The organism is Flavobacterium sp. 25HG05S-40 (genome assembly GCF_052654735.1).
In genome coordinates, this window is the sequence record NZ_CP199750.1 from 1148102 (window position 1) to 1162985 (window position 14884).

The following is a 14884-nucleotide window of genomic DNA, read 5'->3' on the forward strand; positions in this document are numbered from 1 at the left end:
CGCCCAAGAAATGCTTTTTAACTCCGTAAATTTTGCCATCTTTCTTCCGATAGTTTTTATACTCTATTGGTTTGTTGTCAATAAAAATTTGAAACTACAGAACTTACTGCTGTTAGTTTCGAGTTATTTCTTTTATGCTTGTTGGGATTGGCGTTTTATGTTTTTGCTGATTTTTTCTACAGTTTTGGACTATTTTACCGGACTAAAAATGGCCGAATCCGAAACTAAAAATGGGAAAAAGTTTTGGTTTTGGCTCAGTATTACCATCAATCTTGGATTTTTAGGCGTATTCAAATACTATAATTTTTTCGCCGAATCGTTTGCCGAATTGATTGCGAATTTCGGATTGCAAGTCAGTCCATGGACCTTGCAAGTTATTCTTCCTGTCGGAATTTCGTTTTACACCTTCCACGGATTGTCGTATGTCATCGATATTTATAAAAATAGAATTCCGGCCGAAAAGAACTTTGTGGAATACTCTGTTTTTGTGAGCTTCTTTCCGCTCTTAGTTGCTGGTCCAATAGAAAGAGCCACGCATTTATTGCCTCAGATAAAAGTTAAACGAACTTTCAATTATGATCGAGCCATCGATGGTTTGCGTCAGATTTTATGGGGATTATTCAAAAAAATTGTCATTGCCGACCAATGTGCTATTTATGCGAATCAGATTTTTAATGATGCCGGTCATCAATCTGGTAGCAATTTATTTTTAGGTGCTTTATTCTTTACGTTCCAAATCTATGGCGACTTTTCGGGTTACTCCGATATTGCGCTGGGAACTGCGCGTTTGTTCGGAATTGAGTTGTTGCGAAACTTTGCTTTTCCTTATTTTTCAAGAGATATAGCCGAATTTTGGCGTCGTTGGCACATTTCGCTTTCTACCTGGTTTCGGGATTATTTATACATTCCGTTAGGCGGAAGCAAAGGCGGTACTTGGATGAAGGTCAGAAATACGTTTATCATCTTTCTGGTCAGTGGCTTTTGGCATGGCGCCAATTGGACGTTCATAGCTTGGGGATTTTTGAATGCACTTTTCATCATGCCATCGATTATATTTAATACAAATAGAAACAATATCGAGATTGTGGCCAAAGGAAGTTATTTGCCAAGTCTAAAAGACTTTTTATCGATACTGATTACGTTTCTACTGACTGTTTTTGCTTGGATATTTTTTAGAGCCGCCAGTATTGGTAGTGCTTTTGCTTATATCAGAGAAATGTTTTCTACCTCACTGTTTACCAAGCCGACGATACTGCCTTATATCGTGTTTTTCTTTATCGTTTTCTTTATGACCATAGAATGGTTGGGTAGAGAACAGGAATATGCACTGAAGAAATTCGGGTTTCATTGGCCAAAATTTATACGACAAGGATTTTATATGATGTTGATAATTGCCATCTTCTTGTTTTCTACTAAAGAGCAACAATTTATTTATTTCCAGTTCTAATATGAAAAAGTTCCTTAAAAACCTCCTGATTTTTGGATTGATGTTTTTTGTGTTAGACAAGATTTTTATCTTTTTTATTGCTGTTTCTCCGGATAAGGAAGTAGACAAACGTTTAGAGCTATTGATAAACGGAAAAATCAATAAAGAGCTAGTAGTTTTAGGTTCATCAAGAGGTGCTCGAAATATCATTGCTTCCGAAATTGAAAAGAAAACCGGCCATTCAGCTTACAATTTGGCATATCCGGGTTCGGATATAGAGTTTCACGAGTTCATTGTCAGATCATTATTGAAGTTTAATAACGCACCCAAAGTAATCCTGCTTTCTGTAGATTATCCGATGGCATTGCTACCCGATTCTATTCTGAATTTCAGATTAGACCGAATGTATCCTTTGGTGAAATACAATTACATTAATGACGAACTAATTGCTCGTGGTGAGAAGAATATAATCGCCTCCAATCTTTTTGCGTTAAGTCGAATGAACAAAACCAATTTTGACATCCGACAAAAAAAGTTCACAGCTTTGGACACGCTTTATGCAGATGGTTCGATGCCCATCAGTTTTCAAAAACCAAATGAAGATTGGACGGCTTCAAAAGTAACAGCTTACAATCAGAAGAAAGAATTGCAAGTGAAAGTAGCTAGCTTTCAAAAAATAATAGCACTTTGTCAACGAAAAAACATCAAACTCATTATCATTCAGCCTCCTTTATTCGATGAGATGGACCGTGCTTTTAAGAAAAGATTGCAACAATTGTCCCATTTTAAGGTTCCTTTTTTGGAGTATAATACCCAAAATCCAGTCTACAAAAACAAAGCGTATTTCTACGATAAAACGCATTTGAACCGAAAAGGCGCCCTGGTTTTTACCGATGAAATTGCTAACTATATAATCGCAAACAAAATTCTCCAGTAATGAGTTCTAAAAAAATACTGATAGTAACCAACGGATTTTACCCAGAAATATCGCCTCGTTCTTTCAGAGCCACCGAATTGACCAAAGAATTGGTACGTCAAGGTCATGACGTTACGGTTTGTACCCATTTTCGTGAAGGTTTGGAAGTTTTTGCTGAACAGCATAATTTTAAACTCATTGATTTAGGACATTTAACATGGCCAAGACCGGTTGTCAAAGGAAGTGGAATCGAATTATTATTCAGAAGAGTCGTTGCCCGATTTTCAGCTTTGTTGTTTGAATATCCCGCCATTCAGTTGATTCCGTTGATTAAAAAAGCACTAAAAAACGCCAAAGGGTATGATGCGCTGATTTCGATTGCGGTGCCGTATCCGATTCATTGGGGTGTTGCCAAAATCTGGTCCAAGAAAAATCCAATTGCCAAAACCTGGATAGCCGATTGTGGCGATCCTTATATGGGACAGGAAAACGATACCTTCAAACCACCATTTTACTTCGGATATATCGAGAAAAATTTTTGTCGAAAAGCCGATTTTATTACGGTGCCCACACAGAACTCTATTCCGGGCTATTATCCCGAGTTTCATGATAAAATCAAAGTCATTCCGCAAGGTTTTCGATTTGAGGATGTTACCTTGTATAGCGGAACTTTAGATCAGGATAAAATTATATTTGGGTATGCCGGAATGTTTATTCCAGGAAGACGTGACCCATCAGAATTCCTCAATTATTTGAACAGTTTGGATGAAAGTTTCCGATTTGAGTTTCACGTTTACACTACAACACCACAATTTGTCACTCCATTTGTTGAGGCCAGTAAAGGAAGAATCATAATAAAAGCTATCGTTCCTCGGGAGACATTACTGTTCGAATTGTCTAAGATGCATTTTGTCGTAAATTTTGAAAATGTAGGTCACAAACAAACGCCAAGCAAACTAATCGATTATTTAATTATTGACAAACCTGTATTGAGTGTTACCTTTGGAAATTTGCAACCCGAAGTAATTCAGGATTTTTTTAAAGGCAACTATACTCAAAAAATGATATTACCAGAAAAAGATATGTACCGAATTGAAAATGTCACTTCACAGTTTATAGCTTTACTTTCCTAATGAAAAACGCTTTTTTTTATTTTATACTTTTCCCATTTTTTGGTTTAATCAATGCGATTAGACACTACAGAAGTTCGTGGGCAAAGCCAACCATGATAGCTTTTGTAGCTTTCTTTGGTTTGTCAATGGTAAAAAGCGATACGGCTGATAGTACCCGATATGTTCAGAATCTGGAAATGATGTACAACAGCAACAAAGATTTTGAAACTATTCAAAATGGCCTTTACAATGGCGAAGGTGGTCAAGTAGATATTTACGTGACTGTGGTAACCTTTATTTTTTCGTTATTTACGGATAATGGAAATTTACTTTTCATGTTTTTCGGATTGATTTTTGGGTATTTTTATGCGAATAATATTTGGCTTGTCTTAACACAATCAAAAGGCAAACTGAGTTGGGAACAGCATTTGTTATTGGCCGCTTTTAGTATGATTGTTGGTTTTTGGACCATCAATGGCGTACGAATGTGGACAGCAGCACATGTATTCTTTTATGGTGGATTCTTGTATTTATATCAGGATAAGAAAAAGGGAATTTTTATTGCCTTATGTAGTATTTTGATTCACTTTTCATTTATAATTCCGTCGTTTTTCCTTGTAGCTTACAGTCTGTTTCGTTTGAATTTTAGGGTGCTTTACCTTTTTTATATTGCGAGTTTCTTTATCGCGGAGTTGAATATTGATTTTATCAGAACCAGCCTTGAATCCAATTTACCCGAATTCTTATTGCCGAAAGTCAAGACCTATTTTAACGACGATTACCTCGATGGTTATGAAGAAGTTGCTGTTTCTGTGAATTGGTATGTATTGTATTATAAAAAAATTCTAACGTATTTTACAGCCATTTTTATCACGATACTGTTCTTTAAAACAAATCTATCCGCAAGTGTAAAGAAACTTTTAGGATTCTCAATGTTGTTTTTATCGGTAGCCAATATTATCAGTTTATTGCCTTCTGGAGCTCGATTTTTAAATGTGGCGTTTCTTTTCTCATTAGCGACTTGCTTCATTGTAGTTTCCAATACTAAAGTTGTTTTTGTTGCTAAAAGTATCCGATTGCTATCGCCTTTATTGATTTTGTTCTGTATCATTTCCCTGCGTTTATCGTTGGATTATTTCAATGTAACAACACTAACGAATCCACTAATTGTGCTTTTAACAGATGTAAATCTGCCACTAATTGATTTAATAAAATAGCGTAACCGAATTAATGTCATCTAAAATTTCATATCTAAAATCGTTTGCTGCTGCTGCTGATATCAATAGAAAAGGTGCCGCAGTAAAAGAAAAACTCATTCTCATCGAGTCGGATGATTGGGGCGCCATTCGAACACCTTCTAGAGAAACACTGACGTATTTTGAGCAGAAAGGTTTTGATATTGCGAACAGTATCTATAAAAATGATGCTTTAGCTTCTCAGGATGATTTGGAAAAATTATTCGAAGTTCTGCAGTCGTACAAAGGAAGTGATGGAAGACCAGCGGTCATTACGGCCAATAGTATCATGGCTAATCCTGATTTTGAAAAGATAAAAGCACACGATTTTCAGGACTATTTTTGGGAACCTTTTTCAACAACATTAAAGCGATATCCCAAACATCAAAATAATCTTCAACTTTGGAAGCAAGGAAGTGAAAACAAAGTATTTCATCCGCAGTTTCATGGTCGCGAACATCTAAATATCAAGCGTTGGATGAAAGCGTTACAAGCTAAGGACGAAGCGATACTTACTTCTTTTGAACATCAAACAACGTATTCCGGAAAAGATGATTACAGTTTTATGGAAGCCTTCGACTGGGATGTTCCAACGGACATCAAAGAACACGAAACCATTATTGCTGAAGGTTTGGAAATCTTTAAACAGCATTTCGGATTTCAGCCTAAAAGCTTTATCGCTCCTTGTTATAATTGGGATACCAAGTTAGAACCTTTTTTAGCAGAAAACGGAATCGAATGGATTCAGAGCTTGCGTTCGCAATTACAACCGAAAGGAACTTTCAATGAATATCAGGCTATCCGACACAGTTTCGGTCACCAACAAAACGGATTGCGCTACAACATCCGAAATTGTTTTTTTGAACCTAGCATGCTACCTCAAAAAGATTGGGTGAATAGTTGTTTAGCCCAAATTCAGGCCGCCTTTTTATTTTCAAAACCAGCGGTGATCTGTTCGCACCGAATCAATTTTGTAGGTTTCATCAATCCGAAAAACGGCGAAAGAGGTTTAACCGATTTGAATCAGTTACTGAAAGCAATTGTCAAAAAATGGCCCGAAGCGAAGTTTATCACCACCGACGAATTATCTAAATATATATGATTACAATAGGTTTTACAGGCGATTTTTGTCCGTGGCTTCGTATTGAAAACGAATTTAATGCCAACAACTGGAAGCCATTGTTGGAGGAAGTCAAACCTTTTTTTGACAGCAATGATTTGAATGTACTCGACCTCGAATGTCCACTGACTACGTCTAACAAAGGCATTAGCAAAACGGGTCCACATATCAAAGCACATCCAGCAACGGCGGCTATTTTAAATCACTTAAATTGTGAAGTAGTAGCCACAGCCAATAATCACTTTAAAGATTATGGATGGAAAGGAATGCAGGAAACCTATGAAGCCCTTACAAAACATAATATTTCCTGGTTAGGAAGCGGCGCCAATTTTGAAGAAGCATCCAAAACGTTTTACTGGAAAAATACCGAAAACACTATAGCGTTTATCAACATCACCGAAAATGAATGGACCACAACACATGATGCGACTCCGGGTTGTCATCCTATTGATTTGGCCAATGTTTTCAATCAGATACAAATAGCGAAAAAACAAGCTGATTTTATTGTAATCATAGCTCATGGTGGTCACGAACATTACGAATTGCCAAGTCCCAGAATGAAAAAATGGTATCGGTTTTTCGTAGATGCCGGAGCCAATGCCGTAGTAGCGCATCACACACATATAATTTCGGGCTATGAAATCTATAAAGAAGCACCAATATTTTACAGTTTAGGTAATTTTTGCTTCGATTGGGAAGGCTTACGTAATAAGCCATGGAATAAAGGAATGATACTGCGTTTGGCATTTGAAAAAAACAAGCCTGTGACTTTCGAAATGGAATTTGTGGCTCAAAATAGCGACGAAGTGGGGCTTACACTATTGAAATCTGAAGAAAAGAAAGCAATGCTTACACATCTAGATACAATCAATGCCATTATTGCTGATGATACTAAGTTGGAAGCTGCCTTTTTAAAATATGCCCAAACCTGGAAAGCCGTCATGAATACTTGGATTCAGCCTTATAAAGGAAAAATTATGTCAAGCTTATACAAACGGGGATTATTACCATCAATTATTACCAAAAAGAAAAAACTGCTGTATACGAATTTGATTCAGTGTGAAGCCCATCGCGATATACTTTTACAATCCATAAACCCTAAAAAATAAATGTGCGGATTTACAGGATATTTTAATCTTAACCATCAAAAAGAAACGGGTAATCAGATTATCCGTCAAATGCTTGCCATTCAAAAACACCGCGGACCTGATGATTCGGGCATAGTGGCGATTGATACCGCAAGCCAATCTTTTGAAAACTGTTCTATTTCCGAAGATGTGAACTTTACCAATCCAAGCGATTTGATTTTTGGATTCAACCGCTTGAGTATTTTAGACCTTTCTCCGATGGGACATCAACCGATGATTAGTCCAAACGAAAAAGTAATTCTGATGATGAACGGCGAAATTTACAACGCCTTCGATTTTAAACCCGAATTAGAACAAAAAGGATATACGTTCAAAAGTACTTCTGACACCGAAGTGGTGCTACATCTGTACACCGAATATGGCATGGAAAAGATGATTTCGATGCTGAATGGAATGTTTGCACTAGCAATTTATGACTTTGCGTCAGATACCTTATTTTTGGCAAGAGACCGTTTCGGAATCAAACCTTTGTACCTTTTACAAGAAGAAGGAAGATTGGCTTTTGCTTCGGAAATGAAGAGCTTTAAACCATTACCAGGATTTAAATTTGCACCTGATTTTAGTAAACTCGATGAGTTTCTATTGTTCCGAAATGTTATCAATGATACGCTGTTTAAGAATATAACCAACTGCATTCCGGGAACGTATCTAAGTGTCAAAAACGGAGTCATAACTTCGAATACTTATTACGACATTGATCAGGAAGGAAAGCAGGTCATTCCGAATAAAGAAGCTCAAAATCAATTAGAAAACGCCTTGCAAAAAAGCGTGGATTCGCAGATGATCAGCGATGTAAAATTGGGTTGTCAGCTTTCAGGTGGCGTCGATTCTTCTTTGGTGAGTTACTTTGCAGCCGAATCTTTGAAAGAAGGCAATCTCGAAACGGTTTCCATCATCTTTAAAGATCCGCGTTTTTCGGAAGAAAAATATATTGATAAAGTAGCCCAACAGTTAGACTTAAAAGCGCATAAATTCGAAATGGATGCGCATTATTATTTTGAGGTTTTAGAAAAGGCGATTTGGCATTTCGAACATCCGTTAAATCACCCAAACACCATCGGAATTTATTTATTGAGTCAAGAAGCCAAAAAGCATGTGACAGTTTTATTGAGCGGAGAAGGCGCAGACGAATGTTTAGCAGGCTACAGCCGATTTATCAGAGCCTTACAGTTTCCGTTTTTTAAAAGAGAATTTTTGGGAGGTTTGAAGCGCAATTCAAAATTCGCCTTCGAATATTTGAGCTATTTTCTCCATCCCAACAAACGTATGGTGATGGAAACCGCTTTTGGAAGTTTGGCTACAGCTCATGCTTTGAAATCGGATTTTACATTGGAAAAAGCCATTAATGACCGAACTAAAGTGTTGACGCAACTCAAAGGAAATACGAATCTGAAACAACGAAAATACGAATTACTGACCTATTTACCCGATTTGCTGATGCGCCAAGATAAAATGTCGATGGCACATTGTATAGAAAACCGAGTACCGTTTTTGGATAACGATATGGTCAGTACGTGTCTGAATATTTCCGGCGATTTACTTATTGCCAAACACAACGGCAAAGACGAAAATAAAGTGCTTTTGAAGGATATTTGTGCTTCTAAATTTGGAGAAGATTTTGCTTATCGTGACAAAATGGGATTCGGAATTCCATTACGCGAGTTTTTCTCTTCTTCCGCATTCCAAGAAAAATGGAACACTAAAATTGCTCCCGGAATTCAAAAGCGTGGTCTTTTTGAGTTGAAAGCATTAAATTCATGGATCAACAATATCGCCAATGCTTCGCCAGATCAACTGGATGCGATTTGGTTAATGCTCGGATTTGAACTTTGGGCGCAAAATTTTTTAGATTAAATGATAGCCATCCACAATAATAAAAGCACCGATTTATTCCATTTCAGATGGATTGAATATTGCGATACGAATAACATTCCTTACAAGCTGGTCAATTGTTATGACAACGATATCATTCATCAGTTGAAAGATTGTTCTGCCTTGATGTGGCATTATCATCAGGCTAGTCCAACCGATATTGTCATGGCAAAATCACTGTTGTTTTCATTAGAACAAAGTGGTACGAAAGTGTTTCCCGATTTCAATACGGCCTGGCATTTTGACGATAAAGTAGCACAGAAATATTTACTCGAAGCTTTGGAAACCGATTTGGTTACGACTTGGGTTTTCTATGATAAAACTACCGCCAATCAATGGATTGATAAAGTTTCCTTCCCAAAAGTTTTTAAACTGAAAGGCGGTGCAGGTTCTCAGAATGTGCAATTAGCCAATACAAAACAAGAAGCCAAAGCCTTGGCAAATCAAGCTTTTGGTAGTGGTTTTGCAGCTTATGACGGCTGGGGAAGTATCAAGGAACGCTTCAGAAAATGGCGCTTGGGTAAAACTAATTTTTTCGATGTGCTTAAAGGTTTTGTCCGACTGGTGAATCCGCCAAGATATGCCAAAGTAATGGGCAATGAAATGGATTATCTTTATTTTCAGGAGTTTATTGCCAATAATGATTCGGATATCCGAATTGTTGTCGTTGATGGTAAGGCATTCGGAATCAAAAGGATGAATCGCGAAAATGATTTCAGAGCATCTGGAAGTGGATTCATTTTGTATGATAAAGCATCCATAGACGAGCGTTTTGTAAAAGCTGCTTTTGAAGTAAACCGAAAATTAAACGCGCAATGTATCGCCTACGATTTTGTCTTAGATAATGATAAACCGCTATTGATTGAAATCAGCTATGGCTTTGCCAATGGAGGTTATGACGCCTGCGTTGGTTATTGGGATGAAGAGATGAATTGGTATGAAGGAACTTTCAATCCGTATGGTTGGATGGTTGAAATGATGCAAAAATAAAAATGACAAACGCTCCTATTTTAGTAATGGTTTACGACCGATTGGATAGTTTAAAAAAATGTATTCAATCGTTGCAATGTTGTCCCGAATCAGCCGAATCTTTGCTTTATATTTCCTCTGATGCGGCCTATAAAACTGAAGATGTTTCCAAGATTGAAGCCGTTCGAAGCTACATTTCAACAATTACTGGATTTAAGCAAGTAGTTCCGATTACGCCTAAAGAAAATAGAGGATTAAAAGGGGCTTATGATGCCGCCATCGATTTGATTTTTAAAGAGCACGAGACCATTATCTTTTTAGAAGATGATATCATAGTGGCGCCTGATTTTCTAAAATTTGGTAACAAAGGTTTAGAATTTTATAAAGACGATGCCAAAATCATTTCGATCTCCGGCTTTTCCCATTCGGTTTTCTTTGAAGTTGAGCAACAGTTGCAATCGGAAGTATATTTTACCAATCGATGGTGTCCTTGGGGATTTGCATCATGGAAAAACCGAATGCAGCATGTTCCGGAATTATCAGTAACACAATTGGCGAGCGACATGAACGATAAATCATTTGTCAAGAAGTTAGACAAAATCGGAATTGATTTGTTTACGGCCTTTCAGAGAAAATTGCATAAAAAAGAACCTTTAGTATTAGATTACAGTTATGTACATCATATGGTCAAAAACGACTTGTATTCGGTGACACCATATACTACAAAGACGTTCAACATTGGCAATGACGGACAAGGAACACGAACTCAAAAAAACGAAAAGTATACTCGTTTCAATTTAGCAACTTTAGCTAAAGTGGTTCCGTTTCAGTTCACAGCATTTGCCACCAATAAAATCAACAACACTTATAATTTTTTATGCAACAATACTCAAACCAGTAAACTAAAACGCCTTTTAAATGCTGTAGGCTTATTGCAATTGGGGTATTCTCTGCATGAAATGAAGAAAAAATGGCGCAAAAGAAAATAGTCATCGTATTACCCAAGTTGACTCCGGGCGGAACCGAAAGAACTGCTGTGGTTTTAGCTAATTATATGGTCGAAAATAATGTTGATGTTACCGTTTTGGTAATGTTCAAAAGAGATAAGTTCTACGAATTGCATCCCAAAGTAAAACTAATCGAACCGGATAATTTTCGCGATAAATATGGCAAGATTTTATCATTCCCAATCCTGTTATGGTACTTACGGAAAAACATCAAAAACGAAAAACCAGATACTGTTTTTTGCTTAGGCTATATGCTTTTGGGTATCATAACTTCTGTTGGGTTGAAGACAAAAGTTATCATCTCAGGAAGAAGTAGTCCGGACAGAGTTCGATTTCCTGGGAATGCAATTTTCAATGGGTTTTACAATTTTTGTTATTCGCTTTTAAAATTTAGAATTAACGGAATCATAGCACAAACCAATTATGCCAAAGAAGTCTATCAAAAAAAATACCGTTGTCCAATTGTAGTAATTCCAAATTTTCTGCGTGAAATCAAAGAATACCAACACGAACGTAAGAATCAAATTATCACTTTAGGGAGATGTTCCTACGAAAAAGCCCAGCATTTTTTATTAGAAGCTTTCTCAAAAGTGAATGCTCCCAACTGGACATTAGCCATTATTGGTGACGGACCGTTACTAACCGATTTAAAAAATCAGGCAAATGAGTTAAATATCGCAGAAAAAGTCGAATTTTGCGGCTTTCAAAAGGAAGTCGATTTTTATTTGTCACAAGCTAAAATATTTGGATTTACTTCGATAATTGAAGGCTATCCGAACGCTCTGATTGAAGGCATGGCTAATGGTTTAGCGCCGGTTAGTTTCAATTGTGTTGCCGGACCAGTTGATATTATTAAGGAAGGTGAAAATGGGTTTTTAGTTCCGGTGGGAAATGTCGCACTTTTTGTAGAAAAATTGCAACAGCTGATTGATAATCAGGCATTATTAAGCGAAATAGGAGGCAAGGCTTCCAAGATTAAAGAAACAAACGATTTAAAAGTTATCGCCGAGAAATACAAGATTTTTTTACTCACCTCGGCATAAGAACATACGCTATATGAAAATTTTAATTACCGGTGGAGCCGGATTTATTGGTTCTGCAATTGTGCCAAAACTACAAAGTGAAAACCATGAAGTTTTTGTTTTTGATAATTTAAGTTTCGGAAACAGAGAATTTATCACTGTCGCCGATGATCATTTTTTCTTAGGTGACATCAGAGATGTAGCGGCTGTTTCTAAAACGGTGGAAACGATTGCACCCGATGTCATCATCCATTTGGCTGCGGTTCATTTTATTCCGTATTGCAACGAGCATCCGTTCGAATCTTCGGACATCAACATCCGCGGCACCATGAATGTATTAGAAGCTGCGAAAAAAGTGCAAAATCTGACGAAAATAATATTTGCTTCTACTGCGGCAGTTTATCCTATTTCGGATAAGGCTGTTGCCGAAACGGATGAAGTCAGACCTTTAGACATCTATGGTTTGAGTAAATTAGCCGGCGAACAATTGATGCAGAAGTTTCATCTTGAAACCCAAATCGATACCATTTGCTGTCGATTTTTTAACGCCTTCGGGCCAAATGAAACCAATCCGCATTTGATTCCGGAAATTGAAAAACAAATCAGAGAAGGCGATAGAACGATTGCTTTAGGAAACTTAACGCCTAAAAGAGATTTTATTCATACACATGACATGGCTAACGCGATGTTTGCTTTAATAAAACTAGAAAATGTGGGTTACGACACCTTCAATTTAGGACGTGGAATTGAATATGCTGTCACGGAAGTCGTGGAAGAGTTCGAAAAGATTCTAAATGAAAAAATTGTTATCGAAGTAGATCCGGCTCGAGTTCGAAAAGTGGAGCGCATGCATTTGTTGGCCGACGTTTCAAAACTGAAACAAAGAACAGGCTGGGAACCCAAATGGAGCCTGAATGAAGGTATCAAAGATTTAGTCGAAAACTGGTAAGATGATGGACAACAGATTAAAATTAGGCCTACTTTTCAATTTCAATCCAAAATGGACTGGTGGAATTATTTATTTATTAAATGCCATCCGTATTTTGAATTTCCTTGACGATAAAGACAAACCAAAGGTTGTAGTGCTTTATAATCCGTCTTTAAAAAAATATGTAGACGAAATCGATTATCCGTATCTGGAATTGGTACCGCATAAATTCTCTTCCATTTACAAAGGGTATGTTGATTCTATTCTGAAAAATAAAAACACTTTTGTACATGATTTGGTGGTCAATCATAAGCTTGACGCTATTTTTCCAATGCACGATTATCCCGTTAAAAGTAAGTTAGATGCCAAATTAGTTTCGTGGTACGCGGATTTGCAACACATGTATTATCCGCAGTTTTTTACCAAAAGAAAGGTAATAGAGCGAAACGCTCGAATCAAGCTAATCCTAAAAAACTCCAAAGATTTAGTCGTTTCCAGTCAGGCTGTGAAAGATGATTTTCTGAAGTTTTTTAAGGTTCCCAACAAATTGAACATTCATATTTATCATTTCGTTTCTATTATCGAAGGAATGCCCGATATGACTTATGATGAAATTCGAAAGAAATATGATTTGCCAGAACATTTTTATATGATTAGCAATCAGTTTCACAAACACAAAAACCATAAAGTTGTTTTTGAGGCTGTGGCCGAATTGAAGAAAAAGGGTATCGAGGTTAGCATCGGAATCACAGGTCGTTTTCCGGACGAACCGGATTCACCTTATATGCAGGAATTACACGATATTATCAATAAAAATGATTTGAAAAAATCAATTAAGTTTTTAGGGTTGATTCCACGTGGTGACCAGTTGTTATTGATGAAATACTGCAAAGCCATTTTACAACCGAGTTTGTTTGAAGGCTGGAGCACCGTTATCGAAGATGCTAAATCACTCCAAGTTCCCGTTATTGCAGCCAATTTGAATGTGAATATTGAACAGTTAGAAGAAACTGGAACCTATTTTGAACCACACAACGTTGGTCAATTGGTTTCGATTTTAGAAAACTACCCTAACAGAGATTATACCAAACCCTTATACGATTCTTATGATAGTCGCATGAAAGCAGCTGCCTACGAATTATTATCTGTTTTTAAATAAAATACCAATGAACAAGTCTTCAAAAATATACATCGCCGGACACAAAGGCATGGTAGGAAGTGCCATTTGGACTGCTTTACAAGCTAAAGGCTACGAAAATCTTGTAGGCAAAACCAGCAAGGAACTCGATTTGAGAAATCAAGCAGCCGTTCAGGAATTTTTCGCCACCGAAAAACCGGATGTTGTCATTGATGCCGCGGCAAGAGTAGGGGGCATTTTGGCCAACAATAACTATCCGTTTACGTTTCTGATGGAAAACATGCAGATCCAAAACAACCTTATTGATACATCTTTAAACCAAGATGTGGACAAGTTTATCTTCTTAGGAAGCTCTTGCATTTATCCAAAATTAGCACCGCAACCTTTGAAAGAAGAGTGTTTGTTAACGTCATCATTGGAACCGACAAACGAATGGTATGCGATTGCTAAAATTTCCGGAGTCAAAGCTTGTGAATCGATCCGTAAACAATTTGGGAAAGATTTTGTGAGTCTGATGCCAACTAATTTATACGGACCAAACGATAATTTCGATTTGCAGACGTCTCACGTTTTGCCAGCAATGATGCGAAAATTCCACGAAGCCAAACAAAACAACAACGAAGCCGTAACACTTTGGGGTTCGGGCTCACCTATGCGCGAGTTTTTACACGTACATGATTTAGCCGATGCTGTTGTTTTTGCGCTTGAAAATCCGTTTGCGGAGAATTTAAACAACATTGGAACTGGAGTAGATTTGACCATAAAATCGTTGGCTGAAATGATTCAGAAAACAGTCGGTCATACTGGAGAAATCATCTGGGACAGCACAAAACCTGACGGAACGCCAAGAAAATTAATGGATGTTTCTAAAATGGCCAACCAAGGATGGAAAGCCAAAATTTCGTTGGAAGACGGAATCCAATCGACCTACAACTGGTTTTTGGAACACGAACATTCGTTCAAACAAGTCAAAATGTAATTATTATTTATA

Annotated in this window: 13 protein-coding genes; all 13 read left to right on the forward strand. The window is 37.2% G+C overall.

Annotated elements, in window-relative coordinates; genetic code table 11:
* Window positions 1-10 precede the first annotated feature (10 nt).
* Genes ACULEU_RS04875 through ACULEU_RS04935 form a run of 13 tightly spaced genes read left to right on the forward strand, consistent with a single transcriptional unit; the run spans window position 11 to window position 14872 of the window.
* Complete coding sequence (locus ACULEU_RS04875; protein ID WP_445454326.1) at window positions 11-1447, forward strand: MBOAT family O-acyltransferase; 1437 nt, start codon at window positions 11-13, stop codon at window positions 1445-1447.
* 1 nt (window position 1448) lies between these two features.
* Window positions 1449-2363, forward strand: coding sequence for a hypothetical protein (locus tag ACULEU_RS04880; RefSeq protein ID WP_445454327.1), 915 nt, complete (start codon window positions 1449-1451; stop codon window positions 2361-2363).
* Window positions 2363-3475, forward strand: a complete 1113-nt coding sequence (locus tag ACULEU_RS04885) for a hypothetical protein (RefSeq protein ID WP_445454328.1) — start codon at window positions 2363-2365, stop codon at window positions 3473-3475. Before ACULEU_RS04880 ends, ACULEU_RS04885 begins: the two co-directional genes overlap by 1 nt.
* Window positions 3475-4671, forward strand: coding sequence for a hypothetical protein (locus ACULEU_RS04890; protein ID WP_445454329.1), 1197 nt, complete (start codon window positions 3475-3477; stop codon window positions 4669-4671). Before ACULEU_RS04885 ends, ACULEU_RS04890 begins: the two co-directional genes overlap by 1 nt.
* Window positions 4672-4684: 13 nt before the next feature.
* Window positions 4685-5791 (forward strand): polysaccharide (de)acetylase, encoded by a 1107-nt coding sequence (locus ACULEU_RS04895; protein WP_445454330.1) that lies wholly within the window; start codon window positions 4685-4687, stop codon window positions 5789-5791.
* The gene (locus ACULEU_RS04900; protein WP_445454331.1) at window positions 5788-6918 is read left to right on the forward strand and encodes a CapA family protein; all 1131 of its coding nucleotides are present in this window, start codon (window positions 5788-5790) and stop codon (window positions 6916-6918) included. Before ACULEU_RS04895 ends, ACULEU_RS04900 begins: the two co-directional genes overlap by 4 nt.
* Entirely contained in the window at window positions 6919-8811 is a 1893-nt protein-coding gene (gene asnB, locus ACULEU_RS04905) for an asparagine synthase (glutamine-hydrolyzing) (protein ID WP_445454332.1), read from the forward strand.
* Window positions 8812-9819 carry an ATP-grasp domain-containing protein gene (locus ACULEU_RS04910; protein WP_445454333.1) on the forward strand — a complete coding sequence of 336 codons (1008 nt, stop codon included), beginning with the start codon at window positions 8812-8814 and terminating at the stop codon, window positions 9817-9819.
* Between the two features lie 2 nt (window positions 9820-9821).
* Complete coding sequence (locus ACULEU_RS04915) at window positions 9822-10787, forward strand: hypothetical protein (RefSeq protein WP_445454334.1); 966 nt, start codon at window positions 9822-9824, stop codon at window positions 10785-10787.
* The gene (locus ACULEU_RS04920; RefSeq protein WP_445454335.1) at window positions 10769-11848 is read left to right on the forward strand and encodes a glycosyltransferase; all 1080 of its coding nucleotides are present in this window, start codon (window positions 10769-10771) and stop codon (window positions 11846-11848) included. The genes ACULEU_RS04915 and ACULEU_RS04920 overlap by 19 nt, the downstream gene beginning before the upstream one ends.
* 13 nt (window positions 11849-11861) lie before the next feature.
* The gene (locus ACULEU_RS04925; RefSeq protein WP_445454336.1) at window positions 11862-12776 is read left to right on the forward strand and encodes an NAD-dependent epimerase/dehydratase family protein; all 915 of its coding nucleotides are present in this window, start codon (window positions 11862-11864) and stop codon (window positions 12774-12776) included.
* 1 nt (window position 12777) lies between these two features.
* The gene (locus tag ACULEU_RS04930) at window positions 12778-13914 is read left to right on the forward strand and encodes a glycosyltransferase family 4 protein (protein ID WP_445454337.1); all 1137 of its coding nucleotides are present in this window, start codon (window positions 12778-12780) and stop codon (window positions 13912-13914) included.
* A 7-nt stretch (window positions 13915-13921) separates the two neighbouring features.
* Entirely contained in the window at window positions 13922-14872 is a 951-nt protein-coding gene (locus tag ACULEU_RS04935; RefSeq protein WP_445454338.1) for a GDP-L-fucose synthase family protein, read from the forward strand.
* Window positions 14873-14884 lie beyond the last annotated feature (12 nt).